Genomic DNA, 21431 nt, shown 5'->3' with positions numbered 1-21431 from the left:
GATGAGGGGTACGCGCAAGGCCCCGCCCCTGAACAGGAGCGAGGCCTTCACCGTGCGCGCCGTACGTGCTACTTCGCACCGAAGCCGAGCGCGGTGTACGCCTTCGCGTCCGCCGAGTACGGCTTGCTCACCAGTGCCTTGCCGAAGAACAGCCGGCCCTCGGTGTAGAGCAGTTCGGAGGACTTGGGGACCATGCTGCTGATCGCGCCGAGGACCTCCGCGGAGGCCGGCGTCTCGAGCAGCTTGGTCTGCCTCAGGTTCGTGCCGTCGACGGAGACCACCTGCGCGCCCTTGTCGAACGGCCCGCTCTTGTACGCCAGCAGATTCCCGCCGTCCATGCGGATCGGGAAGATGTCGTAGCCGTCCCCCGCGTCGATCCGGTCACCGGTGGTCTTCCCGGTGGCCAGCGAGAAGGCGACGATCTCGTTGGTCCGCGCGCCCTGGGCCGTACCGTCGTGCTGCTCGGTCGGCACGTACAGCTTGTCGTTGCCGACCACGATCGCGTGGCAGTCGTGGACCTTGCCGACGCCGCACGCGTGCTCGTACTTGCCGTCCGCCAGCGTGATCTTGGTGCGCAGCTTGCCGGTGTCGTCCAGCGAGAAGACGTCCGTGGCGCCCGAGGCGGTGATGTCGCCGGAGTCCACGCCGAACACGACCGGCTTCGTGGAGACCACCTTGGCGTTGTCGATGCCCTTGGGCAGCTTGTAGGACCACCGCACGGCGCCCGTCCTCGGGTCGAGGAGCTGCACCTCGTACGCCTCGTCGCCGTAGTCGCCGCACTTGCGCACCGCGACGAGCTGCTCGCCGCCCGCGTAGCCGACGTCCGTGCAGGAGCCCGTCTTGGGCTGCCAGAGCACCTTTCCGCTGGTCGCGTCGAAGGCGGCGCCACCGTAGTAGCCGGCACCGACCGCGACCGTGGTGCCGCTGATCGAGACCTCGCCGAACGCGACCGGGGTGTCACCGGTCTTGACCGACGTGGTCCACAGCTTCTTCCCGGTGGCGACCTCGAACGCCGTGATGTCGCTGCACGGCTTGCGGTCCCGCGCGTTGGCCCGCTTACCCGACTCGCTGACCACCGCGGCCACGCCGGACGAGCTGATCTCGGGCGAGCCCGCACAGGTCTGGCCGTTCAGCGGCAGCGTCCACTTGGTCGTGCCGGAGTCCGGGTCGTAGCCGACGATCTTGTTGACGCCGGCCTTGGCGTAGACGGAGCCGGTGAGCCAGGAACCGGTGACGCTGTCGATCTCCTGCTTGTCCTTGACCTCGGGCGCGGGCACCTGGAAGAGGACCTTCGCGGCGGTGTCGGCCGGCGCCTTCTCCTTGGACCCGGCCCCCGAACCGCCGGTTCCGCCCTTGTCCTGACCGCTGCCGCCGGACGCGGAGTTGTCGCTCTTGCCGCTGCCGGACGAGCTCTTGGCGTACCAGACTCCGCCGCCGACGATCAGCGCGATGGCCACGACCGCCGAGACGATGATCCACACCTGGGCACTCGGTCCCTTGCGGCCGCCACCCTGCGGGGGCTGCGGATAGCCGTAACCGGGCTGCTGCGGGTAGCCGTAGCCGGGCTGCGGAGACGGGTAACCGTAGCCGGGCTGCTGCGGGCTGCCGTAGGGCTGCTGCTGCGGCGGGGTCGGCGGCTGCGGATAGCCGTAACCCGGGCCCTGAGCGGGCGGCGGGGGCGTCTGGGACGGGGTCTGCGGGGGCACCGGCGGGGTCTGGGGCGCTCCGAAACCGCCCGGCGGCGGGTTCTGCGGGGCGCCGAAGCCGCCCGGCGGCGGCTGGTTCGGAGGCGGGGGCGGCTGGCTCATGACGTGAGTACCTCGAAGAACGGATGAGTGGTGGGCGGGGACGCGGGAGCGGGCAGCCGGATCACTTGCCGTAGGCCAGCATCAGCTTCTCCTTCGACTGGTTGCCGCCGCTCAGCCGGGTGCTGGAGACGTAGAAGCGCCCGTCCACGTAATCGATCGCCTTGGCGTAGAAACCGCCCTCGACCGGCGCGGCGCCCGACGGATTCCGCAGCAGCCCGGTGACGGTGTGGCTGCCGCCCGTCGTGGGGAGGGAGACCACCTGGCCGCCGGCGCTGTAGGAGGGCTGGACGTAGGCGATCAGACGGGTGCCGTCCGACTTCAGCGGGAGCATCGACTCGTCGCCCGGGGACTTCACCCGCCACTTCTCCTTGCCGGTGTCGAGGTTGACGGCGACGATCTCGTTCGGACCGGTCTTCGCCTCGGTCGGCAGGTACAGGGTGTCCGAGTCGGCCACCACACCCGTGCAGCCTTGCAGGTCACGCTCGAGGACGGCCCAGCCGCACTGGGGGGCGAAGGACTCCTTGGAATGGACGTCGGAGCGGGGGGTGCCGTCGTTCTTCAGCGTGGAGATGGCCGCGGACTTCTTGTCGTCGTTGGTGAGATACAGGACGACGGGGTCGACCGAGAAGGCCCGCGAGACCGTCCAGCCCTTCGGGATCGGCCTGGTCCACCTGGCCTTGCCGGTCGCGGGGTCGAGCTCCTGCACCTCGTCGTGCTCGTTCGGCCCTCCCGCGCCGCAGGAGGCGACGGAGATCAGCTTCGTGCCGCCCGCGAACGCGCTCGGGAAACAGGCCGCGCCGTAGCGCTGCTTGTCCCAGAGCTTCTTGCCCGTGCCGACGTCGTACGCCGTGCCGGACTGGGAGCGGCCGACCATCAAGGTCTTCCCGGTGACGGTGAGTTCGAGGCTGAGGGTGCTGTCGAAGAGGGCACCGTCGGCGACCTCGGCGCTCCAGCCCTTCTTGCCGGTGCCGAGGTCGATCTCCTGGAGCCGGTTGCACTTGGCGTTGCTGCTGATCCCGCTCATGTAGGCCACGACGATCTTGTCGTCGGCCGTCTGCCGCGGGGTCACCGCGCAGATCTTCTGCGGGAAGGAGATCGGGTCCCAACTGGGGGCGCCGTCGGCCACGTTGTAGGCGAAGACCTGCTTGTACGCGGCTTTCACGGCCGACTTGGCGGTGATCCACATACCGGGGGCGTCGGCACCGGAACCGGGCGCGTCGGGCGCCTCCTTGTACCAGAGGACCTTCGACTCGCCTGCCTTGCGGCCCTCGTTGAGGTTCTCCGGATCCGCGCCGCCGTCACCGCTGCCGACGCCGGGGTTGACCGGTGCGGAGGCTCCCGTGGACGGCGTGGCCTTCGGGCTCCCGCCCGCGGTGGGCTTCTTGCCTCCGTCACCGCCGCCGCTGACCGCGTACACGGTGCCGCCTATGACGAGCAGCGCGGCGATCGCGGCGCCCACGGCCAGCGCGGGCCTGCCCTTGAAGGGGTTCTTGGAGTCGCCACCGGGAGGTGGGGTGGGCGCGCCGGGGAACTGGTGCGGCTGCTGCGGGTATCCATGGCCGGGCTGGGGCTGGGCGTAGGGGCCGGACTGCTGGGGGTAGCCGTACCCGGGCTGACCGTACGGGCCCGCCTGCGGAGGCTGGGCGTAGGGGCCGGACTGCTGCGGAGGGCCGTACCCCGGCTGCGGCAGGACCGGGGGCTGGGCGGGCGGCGGAGGTACGGCCTGCCGCGGATCCTGCGGTGGTCCGAATCCGCCCTGCGGCGACTGCGGATCCTGCGGCGCTCCGAAGCCGCCGCCCGTCGGCGGCTGACCGGGCGGCTGAGTCATCAGCGCTTCCCCCCCTTTTTCTGATGTGTTCCCCACGCCCGTGGTGTCGTTTCCGCCACGCCGTCGGTACTCAGAGTGTTCTCAGTCGGCCTTTTCTATCACCGCGCCACCCATGAACACGGGGCCGCTGCCGGCCCTGTTCCCAAGGGAGGACCGGCCCGTGATGCCCCCGTTACGCGTGCCGGTCCGCAGGACCCCACCACCCTCCAAACCGGCACGCGTTCTTCACGTGATGTCCGCAGCCGCCCGCCGAACGACTAGGCCTCGTCCGCGAGTTCCAGCCAGCGCAGCTCCAGTTCCTCGCGCTCGCCGACGAGTTCACGCAGTTCGGCGTCCAGTCCTGCCACCTTCGCGAAGTCCGTGGCGTTCTCGGCGATCTGCTGGTGGAGCTTGGCCTCACGCTCGGAGATCTTGTCCAACTGCCGCTCGATCCGCTGGAGTTCCTTCTTCGCGGCGCGGGCGTCGGCGGCGGAGGCGGCGGGCTTCCGCTCGACGGCCGCCGGGGTGGCGGCGGCCGCCGCCGTCTCCTCCATACGATGGCGCCGCTCCAGGTACTCGTCGATACCGCGGGGAAGCATGCGCAGCGTGGCGTCGCCGAGGAGCGCGTACACCTTGTCGGTGGTCCGCTCGACGAAGAACCGGTCGTGCGAGATCACGATCATCGAACCGGGCCAGCCGTCGAGGACGTCCTCGAGCTGGGTGAGGGTCTCGATGTCGAGGTCGTTGGTGGGCTCGTCGAGGAAGAGGACGTTCGGCTCGTCCATGAGGAGGCGCAGCAACTGGAGGCGCCGCCGCTCACCACCGGACAGGTCGCCGACGGGCGTCCACTGCTTCTCCTTGGTGAAGCCGAAGGTCTCGCACAGCTGGCCCGCGGTCATCTCGCGTCCCTTGCCGAGGTCGACCCGCTCGCGTACCCGCTGCACGGCCTCCAGGACCCGCCAGGTGGGGTCGAGCTCGGCGACCTCCTGCGACAGATAGGCGAGCCTGACGGTCTTGCCTACGGCGATCCGGCCCCCGGCGGGCTGCGTCTCCCCGTCGCTGCGCGCGGCGTCGGCCATGGCGCGCAGGAGGGAGGTCTTGCCGGCGCCGTTGATACCGACGAGGCCGATGCGGTCGCCCGGGCCGAGCTGCCAGGTGACGTGCTTGAGCAGCAGCTTGGGGCCCGCCTGGACGGTGATGTCCTCGAGGTCGAAGACGGTCCTGCCAAGCCGCGACGAGGCGAACTTCATCAGTTCGCTGCTGTCCCGGGGCGGCGGCACGTCCTGGATCAGCTCGTTGGCGGCCTCGACGCGGAAGCGGGGCTTGGAGGTCCGGGCGGGCGCGCCGCGGCGCAGCCAGGCCAGTTCCTTCCTGATCAGGTTCTGCCGCTTGACCTCCTCGGAGGCGGCGATCCGCTCGCGCTCGGCACGGGCGAAGACGTAGTCGGAGTAGCCGCCCTCGTACTCGTGGACCGTCCCCCGCTGCACGTCCCACATCCGGGTGCACACCTGGTCCAGGAACCAGCGGTCGTGGGTGACGCAGACGAGCGCCGAGCGGCGCTCACGCAGATGGTTCGCCAGCCAGGCGATGCCCTCGACGTCGAGGTGGTTGGTGGGCTCGTCCAGCACGATCAGGTCCTGCTCGGCGATGAGCAGCTTGGCCAGCGCGATCCGGCGCCGCTCGCCACCGGACAAGGGGCCGATGACGGTGTCGAGTCCCTGCGGGAAGCCGGGCAGGTCCAGCCCGCCGAACAGCCCGGTGAGCACGTCGCGGATCTTGGCGTTGCCCGCCCACTCGTGGTCGGCCATGTCCCGGATGACCTCGTGGCGGACGGTGGCGACCGGGTCGAGGGAGTCGTGCTGGGTGAGCACGCCGAGGTGCAGCCCGCCGGAGTGGGTGACACGGCCTGAGTCGGCCTCCTCCAGCTTGGCGAGCATCCGGATCAGGGTGGTCTTGCCGTCGCCGTTGCGGCCGACGATCCCGATCCGGTCCCCTTCGGACACGCCGAGCGAGACTCCGTCGAGCAGGGCGCGGGTGCCGTACACCTTGCTGACGTTCTCGACATTGACCAGGTTGACGGCCATTTCTCTCCTGACGCGGGGATCGATCAGCCTTCAAGCCTAGGGCCTGCGGGGGAGGTCGCGGAACGCGAGCGTCTCGCCACTCTTTGCAGTGACGAGATCCGTGATCGACGGCCACCAGCGGCAGGCCCATCGTCCACATGTACGAGCTCGATCCGCTCACCCAGGCATATGTGCACATGGGTATGCATCGCGACCGGATCAAGGTTGCCGAGCCGTACGACATCGGCATCGACCTGACCGCCGTCGACGACCTCTGAGCCGGGTCAGACGGCCACTTCGCGCCCCCGGCCCGCCCGCTCCACCAGCAACCACCCGGAGAGCGTCATCACCACGGCTGCGGGAGCGGTGACGTGCACGGCTATCAGCAGCGCCGTACGTCCTTGCAGAAGTCCCCCGAAGCCGACCATCGACAGGCCCAGGACCCCGAAGAGGCAGAGGGTGACGCCGAGCGCGGCGGCGGGTCCCGCCCAGGCGCGCGGCGCACTCGGCTCCCGTGCACCCGAGGGTTTTTCGAAGACACGGAAGACGGCCACCAGGACACCGGTGAGCGTCACGGCAGCCACGATCCGCAATGGTACCTGTACCCACCACACACCCGAGCCGGGCTCCGGCGTCCGGGCACCCGCCGCGAGCAGCGCCCCGTAGATGCCGAGCATCGCCGTCAGGTGCCACAGGAAGGCGGTCATCGAGATGCCGTTGGCCACGACGACCGTGCGCCACACGTGCGGGCGGTTCAGCCACCGTCCCGCGGGTCCGCGCAGCAGCTCCACCGCACCGACCAGCCACAGCCCGTGGCAGAGCAGGGCGAGCGTGGGCGGCGCCATGTTGGAGACCTTCTCGCCCGGCATGCCCACCATCGACAGCGGATACGGCCCGTAGGCCACCAGCAGCGCGGCGCCCGCGAGTCCCGCGCCGGCGAGGAGGTACGGCCGGCCGAGCCTGCCGTCCGCGCGCAGGAACCCGAGCTGGTGGATCGCCAGCCAGACGAAGGCGAAGTTGAGGAACTCGACGTAAGGCACACCGAGGCCGAAGCGGAGCAGGTCGACGAGGACGGCCGCGGCGACGAGCCCGCCGAACGCGCCCCACCCGTACCTCTCGTGGAGTCTCAGCAGCGGTGGGGTGAAGGCGACCATCGCAAGATAGATCCCCACGAACCACAGGGGCTGCGCGACCAGTCGCAGGCTGACGTCGAGCAACCCACCACCGAGCCCGGCCAGTTGGAGGGCCAGCGCCGCCGCGCCCCACACCGCGATGAACACGACGGTCGGCCGCAGCAGCCGCTGGAGGCGGGCGCGCAGGAAGACCGAGTAGGCCTTGGAGGTACCGCGGCGGGTCGACCGGTAGGAGAGGGCGTGCGAGAAGCCGCCGACGAAGAAGAACACCGGCATCACCTGGAACACCCAGGTCAGTGGCTGGAGCCCCGGCTCAAGGGCGAGCAGGTTGCCGACCTGCACCCGTCCGTTCCCGCCGACGGACACGGCGGCCATCAGCCAGTGCCCGAGCACGACGGTACCGAGCGAGGCGACGCGCAACAGGTCGACGAAACGGTCGCGGGAGGCCGGGGTGGCGGCGGCGAGGTCGCTTGGTCTCATGGCAGTACGGTCGCGCGGGCGCCGGGGGACCCATCACCGCACTCATACTCAAGTGCGGTCTGAGTACGCGGACTTGATCGTGTACGGGCACACCTCGGTACCCGCATCTGTGCGTAGGCCGGGGTGCGGTGGCCCACGGCACTTGCGCCGGCTCGGGCGAGCGCCCGCACCACGGCAGGAGACGGCAAGGGTCGGGCCTCGGCCTTGAACGCACCGCTCAAGGCCGGAACAACCCTGTCAGACCACGATCGCCCCGACCGCCGGGGACACGGCCACCCGGGCCGACCGGCACGTGCCCGACGCCGTCAACGCCTCTGCGATCTTCTGCGCGGCGGAGGCGTCCGGGGCGAGAAGCGCCGTCGTCGGCCCGGACCCGGACACCAGCCCGGCCAGTGCGCCCGCCGCCCGCCCTGCGGCCAGCGTGTCCGCCAGTTCCGGGAACAGCGACAGCGCGGCCGGCTGGAGGTCGTTGGAGACCGCCGCCGCGAGCGCCTCGGCGTCGCCCTTCGCGAGCGCGTCGAGCAGATCCTGCGAGGCGACGGGCTCGGGAATCCGCACGCCCTCGTTAAGCCGGTCGAACTCCCTGAAGACGGCCGGAGTCGAGAGCCCCCGGTCCGCCATGGCGAACACCCAGTGGAAGACCCCGCCGACATCGAGCGCGCTGAGCCGCTCGCCCCGCCCGGTGCCCAGCGCCGCCCCGCCCACCAGGCTGAACGGCACATCGCTGCCCAACTCGGCGCAGATCTCCAGCAATTCGGCACGCGGTGCCCCTGTACCCCACAGCGCGTCACAGGCCACCAGGGCCCCGGCCCCGTCCGCGCTGCCGCCCGCCATACCGCCGGCGACCGGGATGTCCTTGGCGATATGGATGTGCACGGCCGCCTCGAGCCCGTGGCGCTCGGCGAGCGCCAGTGCCGCCCGAGCCGCCAGGTTCGTGAGGTCCAGCGGCACCTGCGCGGCGTCCGGCCCCGAACAGGTGACGCGCAGTTCGTCGGCCGGCGTCACGGTGATCTCGTCGTAGAGGCCGACGGCGAGGAAGACGTTCGCCAGGTCGTGGAAGCCGTCGGGGCGGGCGGCGCCCACCGCGAGCTGCACATTGACCTTGGCCGGTACGCGTACGGTCACGCTCACTGCTCGGACTGCTCCTCGTTCTCGGCGGGGCGGTTCTCGGTGATGCGATTCTCGGCGGTGCGGTTCTCGGCGATGCGGGCGAACTCCTCCACCGTCAGCGACTCCCCGCGCGCCTGCGGCGAGATCCCGGCGGCGACGAGCGCGGCCTCGGCCGCGGGGGCCGACCCCGCCCAGCCAGCGAGCGCGGCCCGCAGCGTCTTGCGCCGCTGTGCGAAGGCCGCGTCCACAACCGCGAAGACCTCGGCCTTCGACGCGGTGGTCTTGACCGGCTCGGTGCGGCGGACCAGCGAGACGAGCCCGCTGTCGACATTGGGCGCGGGCCAGAAGACGCTGCGCCCGATGGCTCCGGCGCGCTTGACGTCGGCGTACCAGTTGGCCTTCACGGACGGCACCCCGTACACCTTCGAGCCCGGGGCGGCGGCCAGCCGGTCGGCGACCTCGGACTGCACCATCACCAGGGTCCGCTCGATGCTCGGAAAGGTGTCGAGCATGTGCAGGAGCACGGGCACCGCGACGTTGTACGGCAGGTTCGCGACGAGCGCGGTGGGTGCCGGAGCCGGCAACTCCCTCACGTGCAGGGCGTCGGAGTGCACCAGCGCGAACCGCTCTGCGCGCTCGGGCATCCGCGCGGCGATGGTCGAGGGCAGCGCGGATGCCAGCACGTCGTCGATCTCGACGGCGGTGACGCGCTCGGCGACCTCGAGCAGCGCCAGCGTCAGCGATCCGAGCCCGGGTCCCACCTCCACGACGACGTCGTCGGGCCGCACTCCGGCGGTGCGCACGATGCGCCGTACGGTGTTGGCGTCGATGACGAAGTTCTGGCCACGTTGCTTGGTGGGACGTACGCCGAGGGCGGCCGCCAGTTCACGGACGTCGGCGGGGCCCAGGAGGGCGTCGGGGGTGGGGCTGCTCACGGACCAAGGGTACGGGGCGGCGCGATACGGCCGTGCATGCCTGGCCACGGGCGGCGCCGGGCCTCCCCCGGCACCTCGCGGGCCCGGGGAGGCGCGGGCGGCGAGCCTGTCGCCGAGGCAGCGCCCCGTTGCTCCGGTGCCCCGGGGCGAGGTGGTCGCCGCCCGGCCCAGGGGGCTGGGCCGCCTCCCGGGACGACGAGACGGGTGCTGGGGGAGGCTCGGCACCTCGCGGGCACCGGCTCGGCGCGAGCGGGCCGCCGTACCGGCGCCATCCCCGAGGCGAGGCGGTCGCCGCCCGGCCCAGGGGGCTGGGCCGCCTCCCGGGACGGCGAGGCGGGTGCCCAGCCTCCCCCGGCATCTCGCGGGCACCGGCTCGGCGCGAGCGGGCCGCTGTACCGACGCCATCGCCTGGGCCAGGTGGTCGCCGCCCGGCCCAGGGGCTGGACCCACCTCCCAGGACGGCGACACGGGTGCCGGGGATCCGGCCCGGGCGGACGAACGCCCGAGCGGACCCCCGGCCGCACGCGTCCGGCGCACCGGCTCGGCTTCGGCGGACCCGCCCGGCCGGACCGCCGCGCCGACGCCATCCCCGGGGGCCCTCGCCAGTCCGCCGCTCACCGGTACAGATGCGGTCCGCAGTGCGGCCAGGGACTGGTGCCGTGACGCACGTACAGCTTCTTCGCGCGGTACGTCTGCTCCTCGGCCGGAGCGTCCTGAGGCCGGCCCGAGCCGCCGAGACTGCGCCAGGTGCGCCGGTCGAACTGGTAGAGGCCGCCATACGTGCCCGACGCGTCCACCGCGCGGGTCCGGCCGCCCGACTCGCACCTCGCGAGCCCGTGCCAGTTGAGGTGCTCCGCACCGTTCACCGAGTCCGGGTGCGGCTTGGTGCCCACCCTCACCAGCTCGGCCTTCGGCTTGCGCACCACCTCGGCCCCGATCCGCCTCGGCTTCTGCGCGACGCCGTTGACGGTGCGCAGGACGTACGTCACCCGGCGCGTGCCCGGCCGCCCGGCACTCGCCACGATCTCCGTGCCCTTGAAGAGGGTCGGATCGTGGGTGCGCCGCACAACGAACGGGATCGGCTCCTCGCGGACCTCCCTGTGGCCTTTGACCCGGAGCACGATGACCGTCTCCCCGTCGCGTGGGAAGCTCCCCGGCGTCACGGAGGTCGTGTCCTGCCCGCGCAGGGTGATCCCGGCCTGCTCCACGGCCTCGCGGACGGTCGCGGCGTTCGTCCGGATCGTACGGGCCTCTCCGTCCGCCATGACCGTCACCGAGCGTTCGGTGCGGACGTCCAGCGCGAGCCCCTGACGGCCGATCGCGCGGGAGCGCGAGGTCGACATATACGCGCCCTCCGGGCGCACCCCGAGCTACTGGAGCGCGTCGTCCACGTTCCGCGCCGTCGTCCACACCCGGCGCCGGCGTCCGTCGACGGTGAGGAGCAGGAGGCGTCCGTGGTGCACCGCGACCTCGTCGCCGCTAGCGAGCGGCGTACCGGGCGCGGGAGCGACGACGTCGTGCTCCCCCACGCGGACGCCCTGCTGGGCGAGCAGTTCGCCCACGTCGCCCGCGAAGGTGTGCAGCACCTGCGGCCTGCCGTCCACGGTGAGCTCGATCGCCTTGTCGTTGGCGACGAAGGCGGTGGTTCCGCCGGCGAGGAAGGCGACGACCAGCGCCTGCGGAAGCAGACGGCGCATGGAGTCCGAACGCGCGCCGCCCCTTCTGCGCCGCGCGGCGTGCCGCGCCTGAGCGCGGCCCCCGGTGCGCACCGCGCCGTAGGGCTCCCGGCTCGGCATCGGTCCGGTTATGCCCTCGGCACGCCCCGCACGGGGCCGCGCCTCGTACGCGGGCCGGTAGGTGTCCGGGTACGCCCGCACACGCGGCCCGCGGTCCTCGTACGCCTGGGCCGGTACCGGGGCGTCGTACGTCCCGTATGGCGAGTACTGCCGTTCGCTCACGACGACACGCTCCAGAGAGGGTCCGAAACGGGAGACCCAGAACCTAGCGCCTGCCCGTCACTCACCAAAGCAACGCATTACACGGTGTGGCGACACGCCGCCACTCGAGACTCAGGCGCCCCAGAGAGCTCCTGCCGTCCCGCGATTAATGCCGCTCAGTAACCGAAGGCGCGCGCCGTGTTGCGCCCCAGAGCCGTCGCCAGCACGTCCTCCTCCACGCCCTTCACGGCGGCCATCGCACGGACCGTGTGGGGAATGAGATACGGGGCGTTGGGGCGGCCGCGGTACGGCGCGGGCGTCAGGAAGGGCGCGTCCGTCTCCACCAGGACGAGGTCGAGCGGCGCCACGGCGAGCGCGTCGCGCAACGGCTGCGCGTTCTTGAAGGTCACATTGCCCGCGAACGACATGAAGTACCCGGCACGCGCGCAGACCTCGGCCATCGCAGCGTCACCCGAATAGCAATGGAAAACCGTCCGCTCGGGCGCGCCCTCCTCCTCGAGGACGCGCAGCACATCGGCATGGGCGTCGCGGTCGTGGATGACCAGCGCCTTGCCGTGCCGCTTGGCGATCTCGATGTGCGCACGGAACGACCGCTCCTGGGCGGCCTTGCCCTCGGGCCCGGTGCGGAAGTAGTCGAGCCCCGTCTCGCCGACGCCCTTGACGTACGGAAGGGCGGCGAGGCGGTCGATCTCGGCGAGCGCGTCGTCCAGGGCCGTGTCGCCGCCCGGCTCGCGCGCCCCCTGCCGGGACCAGCCGTCGGGATCGCCGAGGACGATGCGCGGGGCCTCGTTCGGGTGCAGTGCCACGGCCGCGTGCACGTTGTCGTACGCCGCGGCCGTCTCGGCGGCCCAGCGCGAGCCCTTCACGTCACAGCCGACCTGCACGACCGTGGTCACGCCGACGGACGCGGCCTTGGCGAGGCCCTCCTCCACCGTGCCGGACTGCATGTCGAGATGGGTGTGCGAGTCGGCGACTGCCACGCCGAGAGGCTCGGGCAGCGGCGGCGGCGCGTTCTTGTCGGACGCTTGGGAAGGCATGCCCCGATCCTACGAAAGGGGCAAGCCGTCCCTCGTACGGAGGATCGGATCGGTCACCCGGCCTTGCGGTGGAGGAACGGGGAGAGCAGGTCCGAGAGGTGCCAGTGGTGTCCTTCGGGCTTCGCCGGCTGCGCGGACGGCTCGTCGAGGCTCGTGTCGGTGGTCTGCCGCGCCGGGGCGTGGTGCCGGTGCAGGGAGTTCTGCACGGAGGACACCTGACCAGAGCGCATGATGCGCACCACATGGCCGCCGCAGTTCACGCAGGAGGGCCGGCTCAGCGGCGACGGCACGACACGTCCGCCCGCCACGTACATCACGAACTCGTTGCCGTCTCCGTCGAGGTGGTGCTCGATCTCGTACGACTGCTCCCAGCCGTGCCCGCATCGCATGCAGGCGAACGAGTAGGACTCATGTACGACGGCGGTCGCCGCGCCTCGATCGGACTGCCCGGTGACGGGACCGGCCGACGCGTTCTGACCGGTCCGCCCTGCGATCTCACTCATGCCAGCTCCTCTTGTCCGTCGGACAAGCGCCCCGGTGGGGCGGGCACCTGAATCCCGCGCGGTCCCACGGTGGGCGGGGACGAGAACGTCCCTCGACCCAGTGGACGCCTTCGCCGACGCGAAGGCACCGGGGCCTGTCGAGTGTTGGAGGCGATTTGGACTCTGCTTGCCAAAGTCACCCGATCGCACCGTTAGGGCTTTGCCTTGCACAACAGCGCTTTGCCCAGCCATGGGGCGGCCGCTCATGGGAGATGCGCCCTGCTCAGAGGCCGGATGAGCCGGTCGGAGACCCCGCTGCGGACCGCGCGCCCCGCGCCGCCGGGGCGACTGACCGGCGGGAGCGAACCGGGGTGCGCGCACCGGCCAGGACGGGTGCTCAGCCCCGTCCGACGGCGTTCTTCGCGGCCACCACCGCGTCGAACACCTCTCGCTTCGGCAAGCCCGCATCCGCGGCCACCGCGGCGATGGCCTCCTTGCGGCGCTCCCCCGCCTCCTCGCGCACCCGTACCCGGCGCACCAGCTCGGCCGCGTCCAGCTCCTCGGGCCCCTTCTCGCCCGCGCCCTCCACGACGACGGTGATCTCACCCCGCACGCCCTCGGCGGCCCACTCCGCCAGTTCGCCCAGCGGACCGCGTCTGACCTCCTCGTAGGTCTTGGTCAGCTCACGGCAGACGGCCGCCCGGCGGCCGGACCCGAACGCCTCGGCCATGGCGGCGAGGGTGGCGTGCAGCCGGTGCGGGGCCTCGAAGTAGACGAGGGTGCGCCGCTCCCCGGCGGCCTCCTGCAGCCGCGACAGCCGTTCACCCGCCTTGCGCGGCAGGAACCCGTCGAAGCAGAAACGGTCGACGGGCAGCCCGGACAGCGCGAGCGCGGTGAGCACGGCGGAGGGACCCGGCACGGCGGTGACCCGGACGTCCTTCTCGACGGCGGCGGCGACCAGCCGGTAGCCGGGGTCGGACACCGACGGCATCCCCGCGTCCGTGACCAAGAGCACACGTGCCCCGCCCGTCAGCGCCTCGACCAGCTCAGGAGTGCGGGCGGACTCGTTGCCCTCGAAGTAGGACACGACACGCCCGGCCGGCTGCACGCCCAGCGCCTGGGTGAGCCGACGGAGCCGCCGCGTGTCCTCGGCGGCGATCACATCGGCCGTGGCCAGCTCCTGTGCGAGCCGGGGCGGCGCGTCCTCGATGTCCCCGATGGGAGTACCGGCGAGGACCAGGGTTCCGGGCGCAACTGTCACCTCTCCATCCTCCCAGGCGCGGGCCCTACCCGATCGAGTAGGGCCCAAGCGCGGGACTCACACAGATGGGTTCCCTACGATGGCGCGGTGACCAGTACCGCGTCCTCCACGGACACCCGGCAGGGCCAGGCCACCGAAGAGCAGCAGCCGTCGTGGCAGCAGCGACTGCGCCGTTTCGGATACACCGAGCGGCCGAGAAACGATGTCCGCGACCGGCTGGTGCCGCCGTACAGCGAGCCCAGCCCGCGCATCTGGGCGGCGATCGGCATGGGCAAGGAGGCCGCCGATCGCATCACTCGCTGGTCCGCCTGGGGCGGCCCGCTGCTCGTGACCCTCATGGCGGGGCTGATGCGGTTCTGGAACCTGGGCAGCCCGAGGGCGGTGATATTCGACGAGACGTACTACGCCAAGGACGCCTGGGCGCTCATTCACAACGGGTACGAGGCGAACTGGGCCAAGGACGCCAACGACCTGATCCTCAAGAACCACGGCCATGTGGCGATCCCGACGGACGCCGCCTATGTGGTGCATCCGCCGATCGGCAAGTACGTCATCGGGCTCGGCGAACTGATCTTCGGCTTCAACCCGGTCGGCTGGCGCTTCATGACCGCCCTGCTCGGCACCCTGGCGGTCCTGCTGCTGTGCCGCATCGGCCGGCGACTGTTCCGCTCGACGTTCCTGGGCTGCCTCGCCGGTGCGCTGATGGCGGTGGACGGTCTGCAGTTCGTGATGAGCCGCACCTCGCTGCTGGACGGCGTCCTGGAGTTCTTCGTGCTGGCGGCCTTCGGCTGTCTGCTCATCGACCGGGACAAGACGCGCGAGAAACTGGCGGCAGCACTACCGGTGGACGCGGCCGGCCGGGTGCGCCCCGACCCGTACACCGCCGAGACGGCCCGCTTCGGCTGGCGCCCCTGGCGGTGGATGGCGGGCCTGATGCTCGGCCTCGCCATCGGCACCAAGTGGAACGGCCTCTACATCCTGGCGGCCTTCTGCGTGATGGCCCTGCTGTGGGACGTGGGCGCGCGCCGGGTCGCGGGCGCCGGCCGCCCCTTCGCGACCGTCCTCAAGCGCGACACGGGCATCACGTTCCTGGCCACGGTCCCGGTCGCGGTGGCCGTGTACCTGATCTCCTGGATCGGCTGGATCCTCTCCCCCGCCGACGGCTCCGGCGGCTACTTCCGCAACTGGGCGACCACCGACGGCAAGGGCGGCAACTGGACCTTCCTGCCCGACTGGGTGCGCAGCCTGTGGCACTACGAGCACGAGGTGTACAAGTTCCACGTCGGTCTGTCGTCCCCGCACACCTATCAGTCCAACCCGTGGAGCTGGCTCGTCGTGGGCCGCCCGGTCTCGTACTTCTACGAGTCCCCGTCCCCCGGCCAGGCCGGCTGCCCGGCGGACGCGGGCGACAAGTGCGCCCGCGAGGTCCTGGCGCTCGGCACTCCGCTGCTGTGGTGGGCGGCCTGCTTCGCGATCCTGTACATCCTGTGGCGCTGGGCGTTCCGCCGCGACTGGCGGGCCGGCGCGATCGCCTGCGGCATCGCGGCCGGCTATCTGCCCTGGTTCATGTACCAGGAGCGCACGATCTTCTACTTCTACGCGGTCGTCTTCGTTCCGTTCCTGTGCCTGGCGGTCGCCATGATGATCGGCGCCATCATCGGCCCACCAGACCGCGGCGAACGCCGCCGGATCCTGGGCGCGGCGGGCGCGGGCGTCCTGGTCCTGCTGATCGCCTGGAACTTCATCTACTTCTGGCCCCTGTACACGGGCACGGCCATCCCGATCGACTCGTGGCGGTCGCGGATGTGGCTGGACACCTGGGTCTAGCTGGGAACACATCTCACGAGGGCGCGGCGGCCGGCCGCGCCCTCGCGGTCGTTGTTGGTCATTGACGGTTGCTGCCAGCCGCCCTCGGACGGCCCAGAGACGGCCCGGGATGTCAGGGGTGGCGGCGCCACGCCTCGGACGGGGTCGTCGGCGAAAATCTCGGGAACCGGCAATCGATCACGCTCGCATGTAGCGCACCCAAGGCCCAGGGCGTCACAGGGCAAGGCGTGACAATCCGCTCGTATCGTGAAAAGAGATGGAACGGCGCCCGGCAAGACAGGAAGATCATGACGGAACCGGAGGTCGACTACGCGGCAGTGTTCCGAGCCCTCCCCGGGGCGGTGGCGCTGCTGACCCCGCAGTTGATCTTCGTGGACGTCAACGCGGAGCTCATGCGCATCGTGGGCCGCACCCACGAGCAACTGGTCGGTCGCTTCCTGCTCGACGACCGCTCCGCGAACGACCGGCCCTTCCTGCTCGAGCTCATGGCGTCATTACGCCGGGCGGCGGACACCGGCGAGCGCGACACCCTAGCGCTGCAGCGCTTCGACATGGAGGACCCCGATCAGCCTGGGGTACGGCACGAGCGGTATTGGAACCTAACCAACATCCCCGTCTTCGGCCCGGACGGGAAGGTGGCGCTGCTGCTGCACCGGGTGGAGGACGTCATCGAACTCCTCCACGCCCGTGAAGTCGCGCTGACTTTGCAAGAAGCCATGCTGCCCGCTCCCCGCCCGGTCGGCCGCCACCCGGCGGGCGTACGCTACCGCCCCGCCGCTGAAGCGCTGAACGTGGCCGGTGACTGGTACGACCTGGTCGACCTGCCCGGCGACCGCATCGCCGTCGCCGTCGGCGACGTTGTGGGCCACGGCCTGCCTGCGGCCGGCGTCATGGGACAACTGCGCAGCGCCCTCAGCGCCGCCTGCCTCGTCGCCGAAGGCCCCTCCCGCGCCCTGGACGTCCTCGGGCTGTACGCCCGCACCATTGACGGCGCCGAGAACACCACCGTGGCCACGACATTCATCGACTGGGACACCCACACCATCACCTACAGCAGCGCCGGCCACCCTCCACCGGCGCTCCTGCAGAGGGACGGGACCGTCGAGTTCCTGGACCAGGCCACCGACCCCCCACTGGGCGCCCGTCCTCAGCACGTCCCCCAGATCCAGGCTGCCGCGGCCTTCCGCGAAGGCGCCGTCCTCGTGCTCTACACCGACGGCCTCATCGAACGCCGCCGCGAAGACATCGACACCGGCCTCGCCCGGCTCGCCGACTCCCTGACCCGCCACCGGGCAGACGACCCCGAGACCCTCGCCGACGCCGTGCTCAGCGACCTTCTTCCACCCGGTGACGCCACCGACGACACCGCCCTGGTCATCGTGCGCCTATGAACCCAGCCCGCCCATTCCGTCGGTCCCGGTGGCGGCCATGCATCGTCCAGCGACCTAGGCCACGGCACGCGGATTCGCCGCGATGCGGAAACCCCGGTTCGCACTATCCAGGGATGCGGGCACGCAGGGCCTGGATGGACCAGTCGAGCACTGGGGACAGGTTCTCGGGGCCCGGCCAGCCGTTGATCACTGCGAGCAGCTCCAAGTACCGCTGCCTGCGGGGGTCGTTCGCGGTCTCCAGTAGGGCAAGCAGCCGGCGGCGAAGTCCGGCGTCGTCGGGACGGCCGACGACGTGCGCGTAGTGAACCGTCAACGCCGCGACGGTCGGATCGGCCTGGGGCGAGGCCGGTTCGATGCCGGCAATGAAGGCTGGACGGACCTGGTTGCGGACGGCTGCGACGGGGTCGCGGTGCAGGACCGCGGTGTCGCCTTCGGCGCGCTCGGCCGCATGGTTCTCAGCCGTCCGCCGCACACTGGCACGGAAGTCCGGGTCCTGGGCCAGTTCGGCCAACTCCACCCATGCCTGGACCTGCTCGGACTCGGGGTTGTCGGGCAGCTCGGGGGTCATCGAGCGCCTGACCCCGGCGAAGTGGGGGTCAGCGCCGAGACCGCCGAAGACGGCGTCGAGGAAGTCGTCGATCAGACGTCGGCGTTCGTCCTCGGAGAGCTTGGCCAGTCTGTGCATGAGATCCGTCTCCTCAGGGGTGGCCCCGCGCTTGGCTACCGCTGTGAGCACCGCGCGTCGCAGGCGCAGGGTGCTGATCTGCACCGCCAGGGCTTCGGCGTGAGCTGCCGCGACCTCGGTGAGGGAGAGCTCCTGGTCCACGACCTTCCGGATCGTGGGAAGATCCAGTCCCAGGTCGCGCAACGTGCGCACGAAGTCCAGGCGTGCGACAGCTTCGATGTCGTAGAGGCGGTAGCCGGCCAGGCTGCGATCAGTCGGCACCACGATTCCGCGATCGGAATAGAACCGAATGGTCTTGACGGTCAACCCGGTCCGCCGAGCCAGGTCACCGATCGAGTAGAGCGTGTCGCCGTCCATGCTCCCACCCTTGCGCCTCCCCCTACGGGAGACTCAAGCCACCTTCGCCTGCCGGCCAGCAGCAAACCGACTCTTTCCCTGTCGCTTCTCGTCGGATCGGGCATGCAGCGACGGCCCAGAGACGGCCCGAGCGGGGGTGCCGCGGTGTGTGCCACTCGATGCGAACTACGGGCGCGACGGTCGCTGAGGTTTGCTGGGCCGGCCAGCCGGCCACGTACGCGCAGGGATGGCCGACCGCAGTCGTGCCGGTTGCTGTACTTCGCCGCTGTACGGCAACCGGCTCCACCTCATCGGTCCTGCTGTCGTCGCCTACGACGCAACCCCCCGGCGCCGGTGACGGCAACGAAGAGAGTGCCGCCCACTGTCATAGGAAGGCCAGAAACGAAGGGCCTCAGAGGGGGGTGTTCAAGGAAGGCTCGGTCGAAGGCAATTCCGATCAGAGCGGCTGTCAGTCCGAACGCCCACAAGAGCAGTACCAGCAACCATGTGCTCCGGGTGCCCAGCCATGAAGTCATTGGATCATCATGCACCCGACGTACCGCCGACCACAGTCCCCCTCGCGAGGGGATCCCGCGAGCCGCGATGAGTCCTGCGGCGTCCGGCGGTCGTACTGTCGAACGCGCTACGGAGGAGGACTTCTGATGCGCAGCGTGACGTATGCGATGGGCATCTCACTTGACGGCTACATCGTCGGGCCGGACGGCGACTTCGACTGGACGGCGCCCGACGAGGAGGTCTTTCGCTTCGTCACTGACGAGATACGAGAGGTCGGCGTCCACCTCTTGGGACGACGGCTGTACGAGACGATGCTGTACTGGGAGACCGCCGACCAGGATCCATCGCTCGACGACTCAATGCTCGAGTGGGCCGCGCTCTGGAAGCCGCTCCCCAAGGTGGTGTTCTCCACCACGCTGTCGGGGGTACAGGGCAATGCCCGCCTGGCCTCCGGCGGCTGGCGGAGGAGATCGAGCGGTTGCGAGCCGAGCCGGGGGAGGGCGACATCGCGATCGGCGGCGCGACTCTCGCCGCCGAGGCGGCCGCGTTGGGCCTGATCGACGAGTACCGGGCCAGGGTCTACCCGGTGCTGGTCGGCGGTGGCATTCCGTTCTTTCCTCAGCGCGAGCGCCGGGTGGATCTCGAACTCGTCGAGACCCGCACCTTCAGCTCAAGAGTCGTCTACCTCCGCTACCGCGTGCCGCGCTAGTGCCGCGATCACGGCCGCAGCTGCTTTGATCTGGATCACGGCCCCGCCGGTACACAACGCGGGCCACTCGACGCGCGGTGTTCACAGATGTGACCGAACACCCAGGTTCAAGTCACATCTCTGATCACGCTTCGGACAACAATCATGCATGGTGGTCACAACTTCCCCTCCCGCCGCTTACAGTGCGAGACCTACGGGGAGGGGGCGACGCGCCATGCGCAAGGGGGTCAAGGCCGCCATCGTCGGCGGGGTTTTCGCGGTCATGGTGGGAGGCGCCGGGTACGGCGCATACAACGTTCTGCACGCGCTACACACGAGTACCGCGAGCAGCGCCGGCGGCCCGGCACCGGTGAAGACCGGGCCACCGTCCGCGAGCGAGGTCAAGGAGGCGAGTGCCAAGTTCCTCGCCGCCTGGGCGAAGGGCGACGCGGCCACGGCGGCCTCGCTCACGAACAACGCCGCGGCCGCAAAGGTTCTGCTGACCGCGTACGGCACCAGCGCCCACATCACCAAGGCGCACATCACGGCGGGCACGCCCAGCGGGGACTCGGTGTCCTTCTCGGTGAAGGCGACGGTGTCCTTCGACGGGAAGTCCAAACCGCTCGACTACAAGAGCGAGTTGACGGTCGTACGCGGGGAGACCACCGGGCGGGCGCTGGTCGACTGGCAGCCGTCCGTGGTCCATCCCGACCTGGAGCAGGGCGACACGCTCGTCACCGGTGAGGCCAAGGTTCCGCCGATCGAGGCGGTGGACCGCAACGGCGTGGTGCTGACCGGGGCCAAGTACCCCTCGCTCGGCCCCGTTCTGGACGCGCTGCGCGAGAAGTACGGCGACAAGGCCGGTGGCAAGCCGGGCATCGAACTGTCCGTGGAGCGCGCCGACCCGAACACACCCGGCAAGACCCTGCTGACCCTGGCCAAGGGCACCCCGGGCAAGCTGAACACCACGATCAGCGCCACCGCCCAGGCGGCGGCCGAACGTGCGGTGCGGCAGTACGCGGAGTCCTCGGTGGTGGCGGTGAAGCCGAGCACCGGCGAGGTGCTCGCGGTCGCCAACCACCGGCAGGACGGGTTCAACGCCGCCTTCGAAGGGCGGCTCGCGCCGGGTTCCACGATGAAGGTCATCAGCGCGGCGACGCTCATCGACAACGGCATCACCAGCATGAACGGTCCGGCGCCCTGTCCCGACTCGGCCGTCTGGCAGAGCCAGACCTTCCACAACCTCAAGGGCCTCCTCCCCAACGAGCAGGCCACGCTCGCCAACAGCTTCATGCGGTCGTGCAACACGGCGTTCGTGAAATACGCGGACGAGGTGAAGGTCGACTCGCTCACCCGAGAGGCCGAGGACCGCTTCGGGCTCGGGCGCAACAACTGGAAGACCGGCATCGTCTCCTTCGACGGCTCGGTGCCCGCCTCCGGCGGCCCGGACACCGCGGCCAATCTGATCGGCCAGGGCCAGGTCCAGATGAGCCCGCTGAACATGGCGTCGGTCACAGCGACCGCCACCACCGGCGCGTTCCGGCAGCCCTACCTGGTCTCGCCGAAGCTCGACGGCCGCCAACTGGCCCAGGCCAGGGGCCTGCCCGCCAACACCGTCGCCCAGTTGAGGGCCATGATGCGGCTGACGGCGACCCAGGGCACGGCCGCGCAGGTCATGGCGGGGCTCGGTGGCGACATAGGGGCGAAGACCGGGTCCGCGGAGGTCGACGGCCAGACGAAGTCCAACAGCTGGTTCACCGGCTACCGGGGCAACGTCGCGGCGGCGGCCATGACCCAGGAGGGCGGCCACGGCGGCGACGCGGCCGGTCCTATCGTCGCAGCTGTGCTACGAACCGGCGGCTGAAGTCACCCCTGTAACCCCGGGACTCTAGTGTGGTGCTCTCGTTGAGGAGC

General features: G+C 70.7%; 13 protein-coding genes and 2 pseudogenes. 4 read left to right on the top strand and 11 right to left on the bottom strand.

What is annotated here, in order from left to right; genetic code table 11:
- Window positions 1-68 precede the first annotated feature (68 nt).
- From ACQEXA_RS33450 to rsmI, 10 genes and pseudogenes are all read right to left on the bottom strand, one after another.
- Window positions 69-1808, bottom strand: a complete 1740-nt coding sequence (locus ACQEXA_RS33450; RefSeq protein ID WP_432928605.1) for a PQQ-binding-like beta-propeller repeat protein — start codon at window positions 1806-1808, stop codon at window positions 69-71.
- Between the two features lie 61 nt (window positions 1809-1869).
- Window positions 1870-3636 carry a PQQ-binding-like beta-propeller repeat protein gene (locus ACQEXA_RS33445; RefSeq protein WP_432928607.1) on the bottom strand — a complete coding sequence of 589 codons (1767 nt, stop codon included), beginning with the start codon at window positions 3634-3636 and terminating at the stop codon, window positions 1870-1872.
- A gap of 257 nt (window positions 3637-3893) precedes the next feature.
- The gene (locus tag ACQEXA_RS33440) at window positions 3894-5699 is read right to left on the bottom strand and encodes an ABC-F family ATP-binding cassette domain-containing protein (protein WP_433131894.1); all 1806 of its coding nucleotides are present in this window, start codon (window positions 5697-5699) and stop codon (window positions 3894-3896) included.
- 263 nt (window positions 5700-5962) lie between these two features.
- Entirely contained in the window at window positions 5963-7291 is a 1329-nt protein-coding gene (locus ACQEXA_RS33435) for an acyltransferase family protein (RefSeq protein ID WP_433131892.1), read from the bottom strand.
- Window positions 7292-7528: 237 nt separating this feature from the next.
- Window positions 7529-8422 carry a 4-(cytidine 5'-diphospho)-2-C-methyl-D-erythritol kinase gene (locus tag ACQEXA_RS33430; RefSeq protein WP_432928613.1) on the bottom strand — a complete coding sequence of 298 codons (894 nt, stop codon included), beginning with the start codon at window positions 8420-8422 and terminating at the stop codon, window positions 7529-7531.
- A complete protein-coding gene (rsmA, locus tag ACQEXA_RS33425) occupies window positions 8419-9336 on the bottom strand; it encodes a 16S rRNA (adenine(1518)-N(6)/adenine(1519)-N(6))-dimethyltransferase RsmA (protein ID WP_359400433.1) in 918 nt (305 codons plus the stop codon). The genes ACQEXA_RS33430 and rsmA overlap by 4 nt, the downstream gene beginning before the upstream one ends.
- 614 nt (window positions 9337-9950) lie before the next feature.
- Window positions 9951-11294 (bottom strand): annotated as a pseudogene (locus ACQEXA_RS33420) (ubiquitin-like domain-containing protein).
- A gap of 155 nt (window positions 11295-11449) precedes the next feature.
- Window positions 11450-12331 (bottom strand): TatD family hydrolase, encoded by an 882-nt coding sequence (locus ACQEXA_RS33415; RefSeq protein ID WP_432928615.1) that lies wholly within the window; start codon window positions 12329-12331, stop codon window positions 11450-11452.
- A gap of 53 nt (window positions 12332-12384) precedes the next feature.
- A complete protein-coding gene (locus ACQEXA_RS33410) occupies window positions 12385-12834 on the bottom strand; it encodes a hypothetical protein (RefSeq protein ID WP_432928617.1) in 450 nt (149 codons plus the stop codon).
- A gap of 376 nt (window positions 12835-13210) precedes the next feature.
- Complete coding sequence (gene rsmI, locus ACQEXA_RS33405) at window positions 13211-14074, bottom strand: 16S rRNA (cytidine(1402)-2'-O)-methyltransferase (RefSeq protein WP_432928619.1); 864 nt, start codon at window positions 14072-14074, stop codon at window positions 13211-13213.
- An 87-nt stretch (window positions 14075-14161) separates the two neighbouring features.
- Between rsmI and ACQEXA_RS33400 the strand changes: the two genes are divergently transcribed.
- Together ACQEXA_RS33400 and ACQEXA_RS33395 are read left to right on the top strand one after the other, a co-directional pair.
- Window positions 14162-15901, top strand: coding sequence for a dolichyl-phosphate-mannose--protein mannosyltransferase (locus ACQEXA_RS33400; protein WP_432928621.1), 1740 nt, complete (start codon window positions 14162-14164; stop codon window positions 15899-15901).
- Between the two features lie 287 nt (window positions 15902-16188).
- Window positions 16189-17292 (top strand): PP2C family protein-serine/threonine phosphatase, encoded by a 1104-nt coding sequence (locus ACQEXA_RS33395; protein WP_432928623.1) that lies wholly within the window; start codon window positions 16189-16191, stop codon window positions 17290-17292.
- Window positions 17293-17395: 103 nt separating this feature from the next.
- Here the strand turns inward: ACQEXA_RS33395 and ACQEXA_RS33390 are convergent, their stop codons facing one another.
- On the bottom strand, window positions 17396-18334 hold the full coding sequence (locus tag ACQEXA_RS33390; RefSeq protein WP_432928625.1) for a MerR family transcriptional regulator: 939 nt from the start codon (window positions 18332-18334) through the stop codon (window positions 17396-17398).
- A gap of 641 nt (window positions 18335-18975) precedes the next feature.
- Between ACQEXA_RS33390 and ACQEXA_RS33385 the strand changes: the two are divergent.
- Both ACQEXA_RS33385 and ACQEXA_RS33380 read left to right on the top strand, forming a co-directional pair.
- Window positions 18976-19538, top strand: a pseudogene (locus ACQEXA_RS33385) (dihydrofolate reductase family protein).
- 214 nt (window positions 19539-19752) lie between these two features.
- Window positions 19753-21381, top strand: coding sequence for a penicillin-binding transpeptidase domain-containing protein (locus ACQEXA_RS33380; RefSeq protein ID WP_432928627.1), 1629 nt, complete (start codon window positions 19753-19755; stop codon window positions 21379-21381).
- Window positions 21382-21431: the final 50 nt, after the last annotated feature.

This window comes from Streptomyces sp. CA-106110, from assembly GCF_050936285.1.
In the GTDB taxonomy this organism is placed as follows: domain Bacteria; phylum Actinomycetota; class Actinomycetes; order Streptomycetales; family Streptomycetaceae; genus Streptomyces.
The sequence above is the reverse complement of the archived record's forward strand: the minus strand, read 5'-3'. Positions and strand labels throughout refer to the sequence as shown.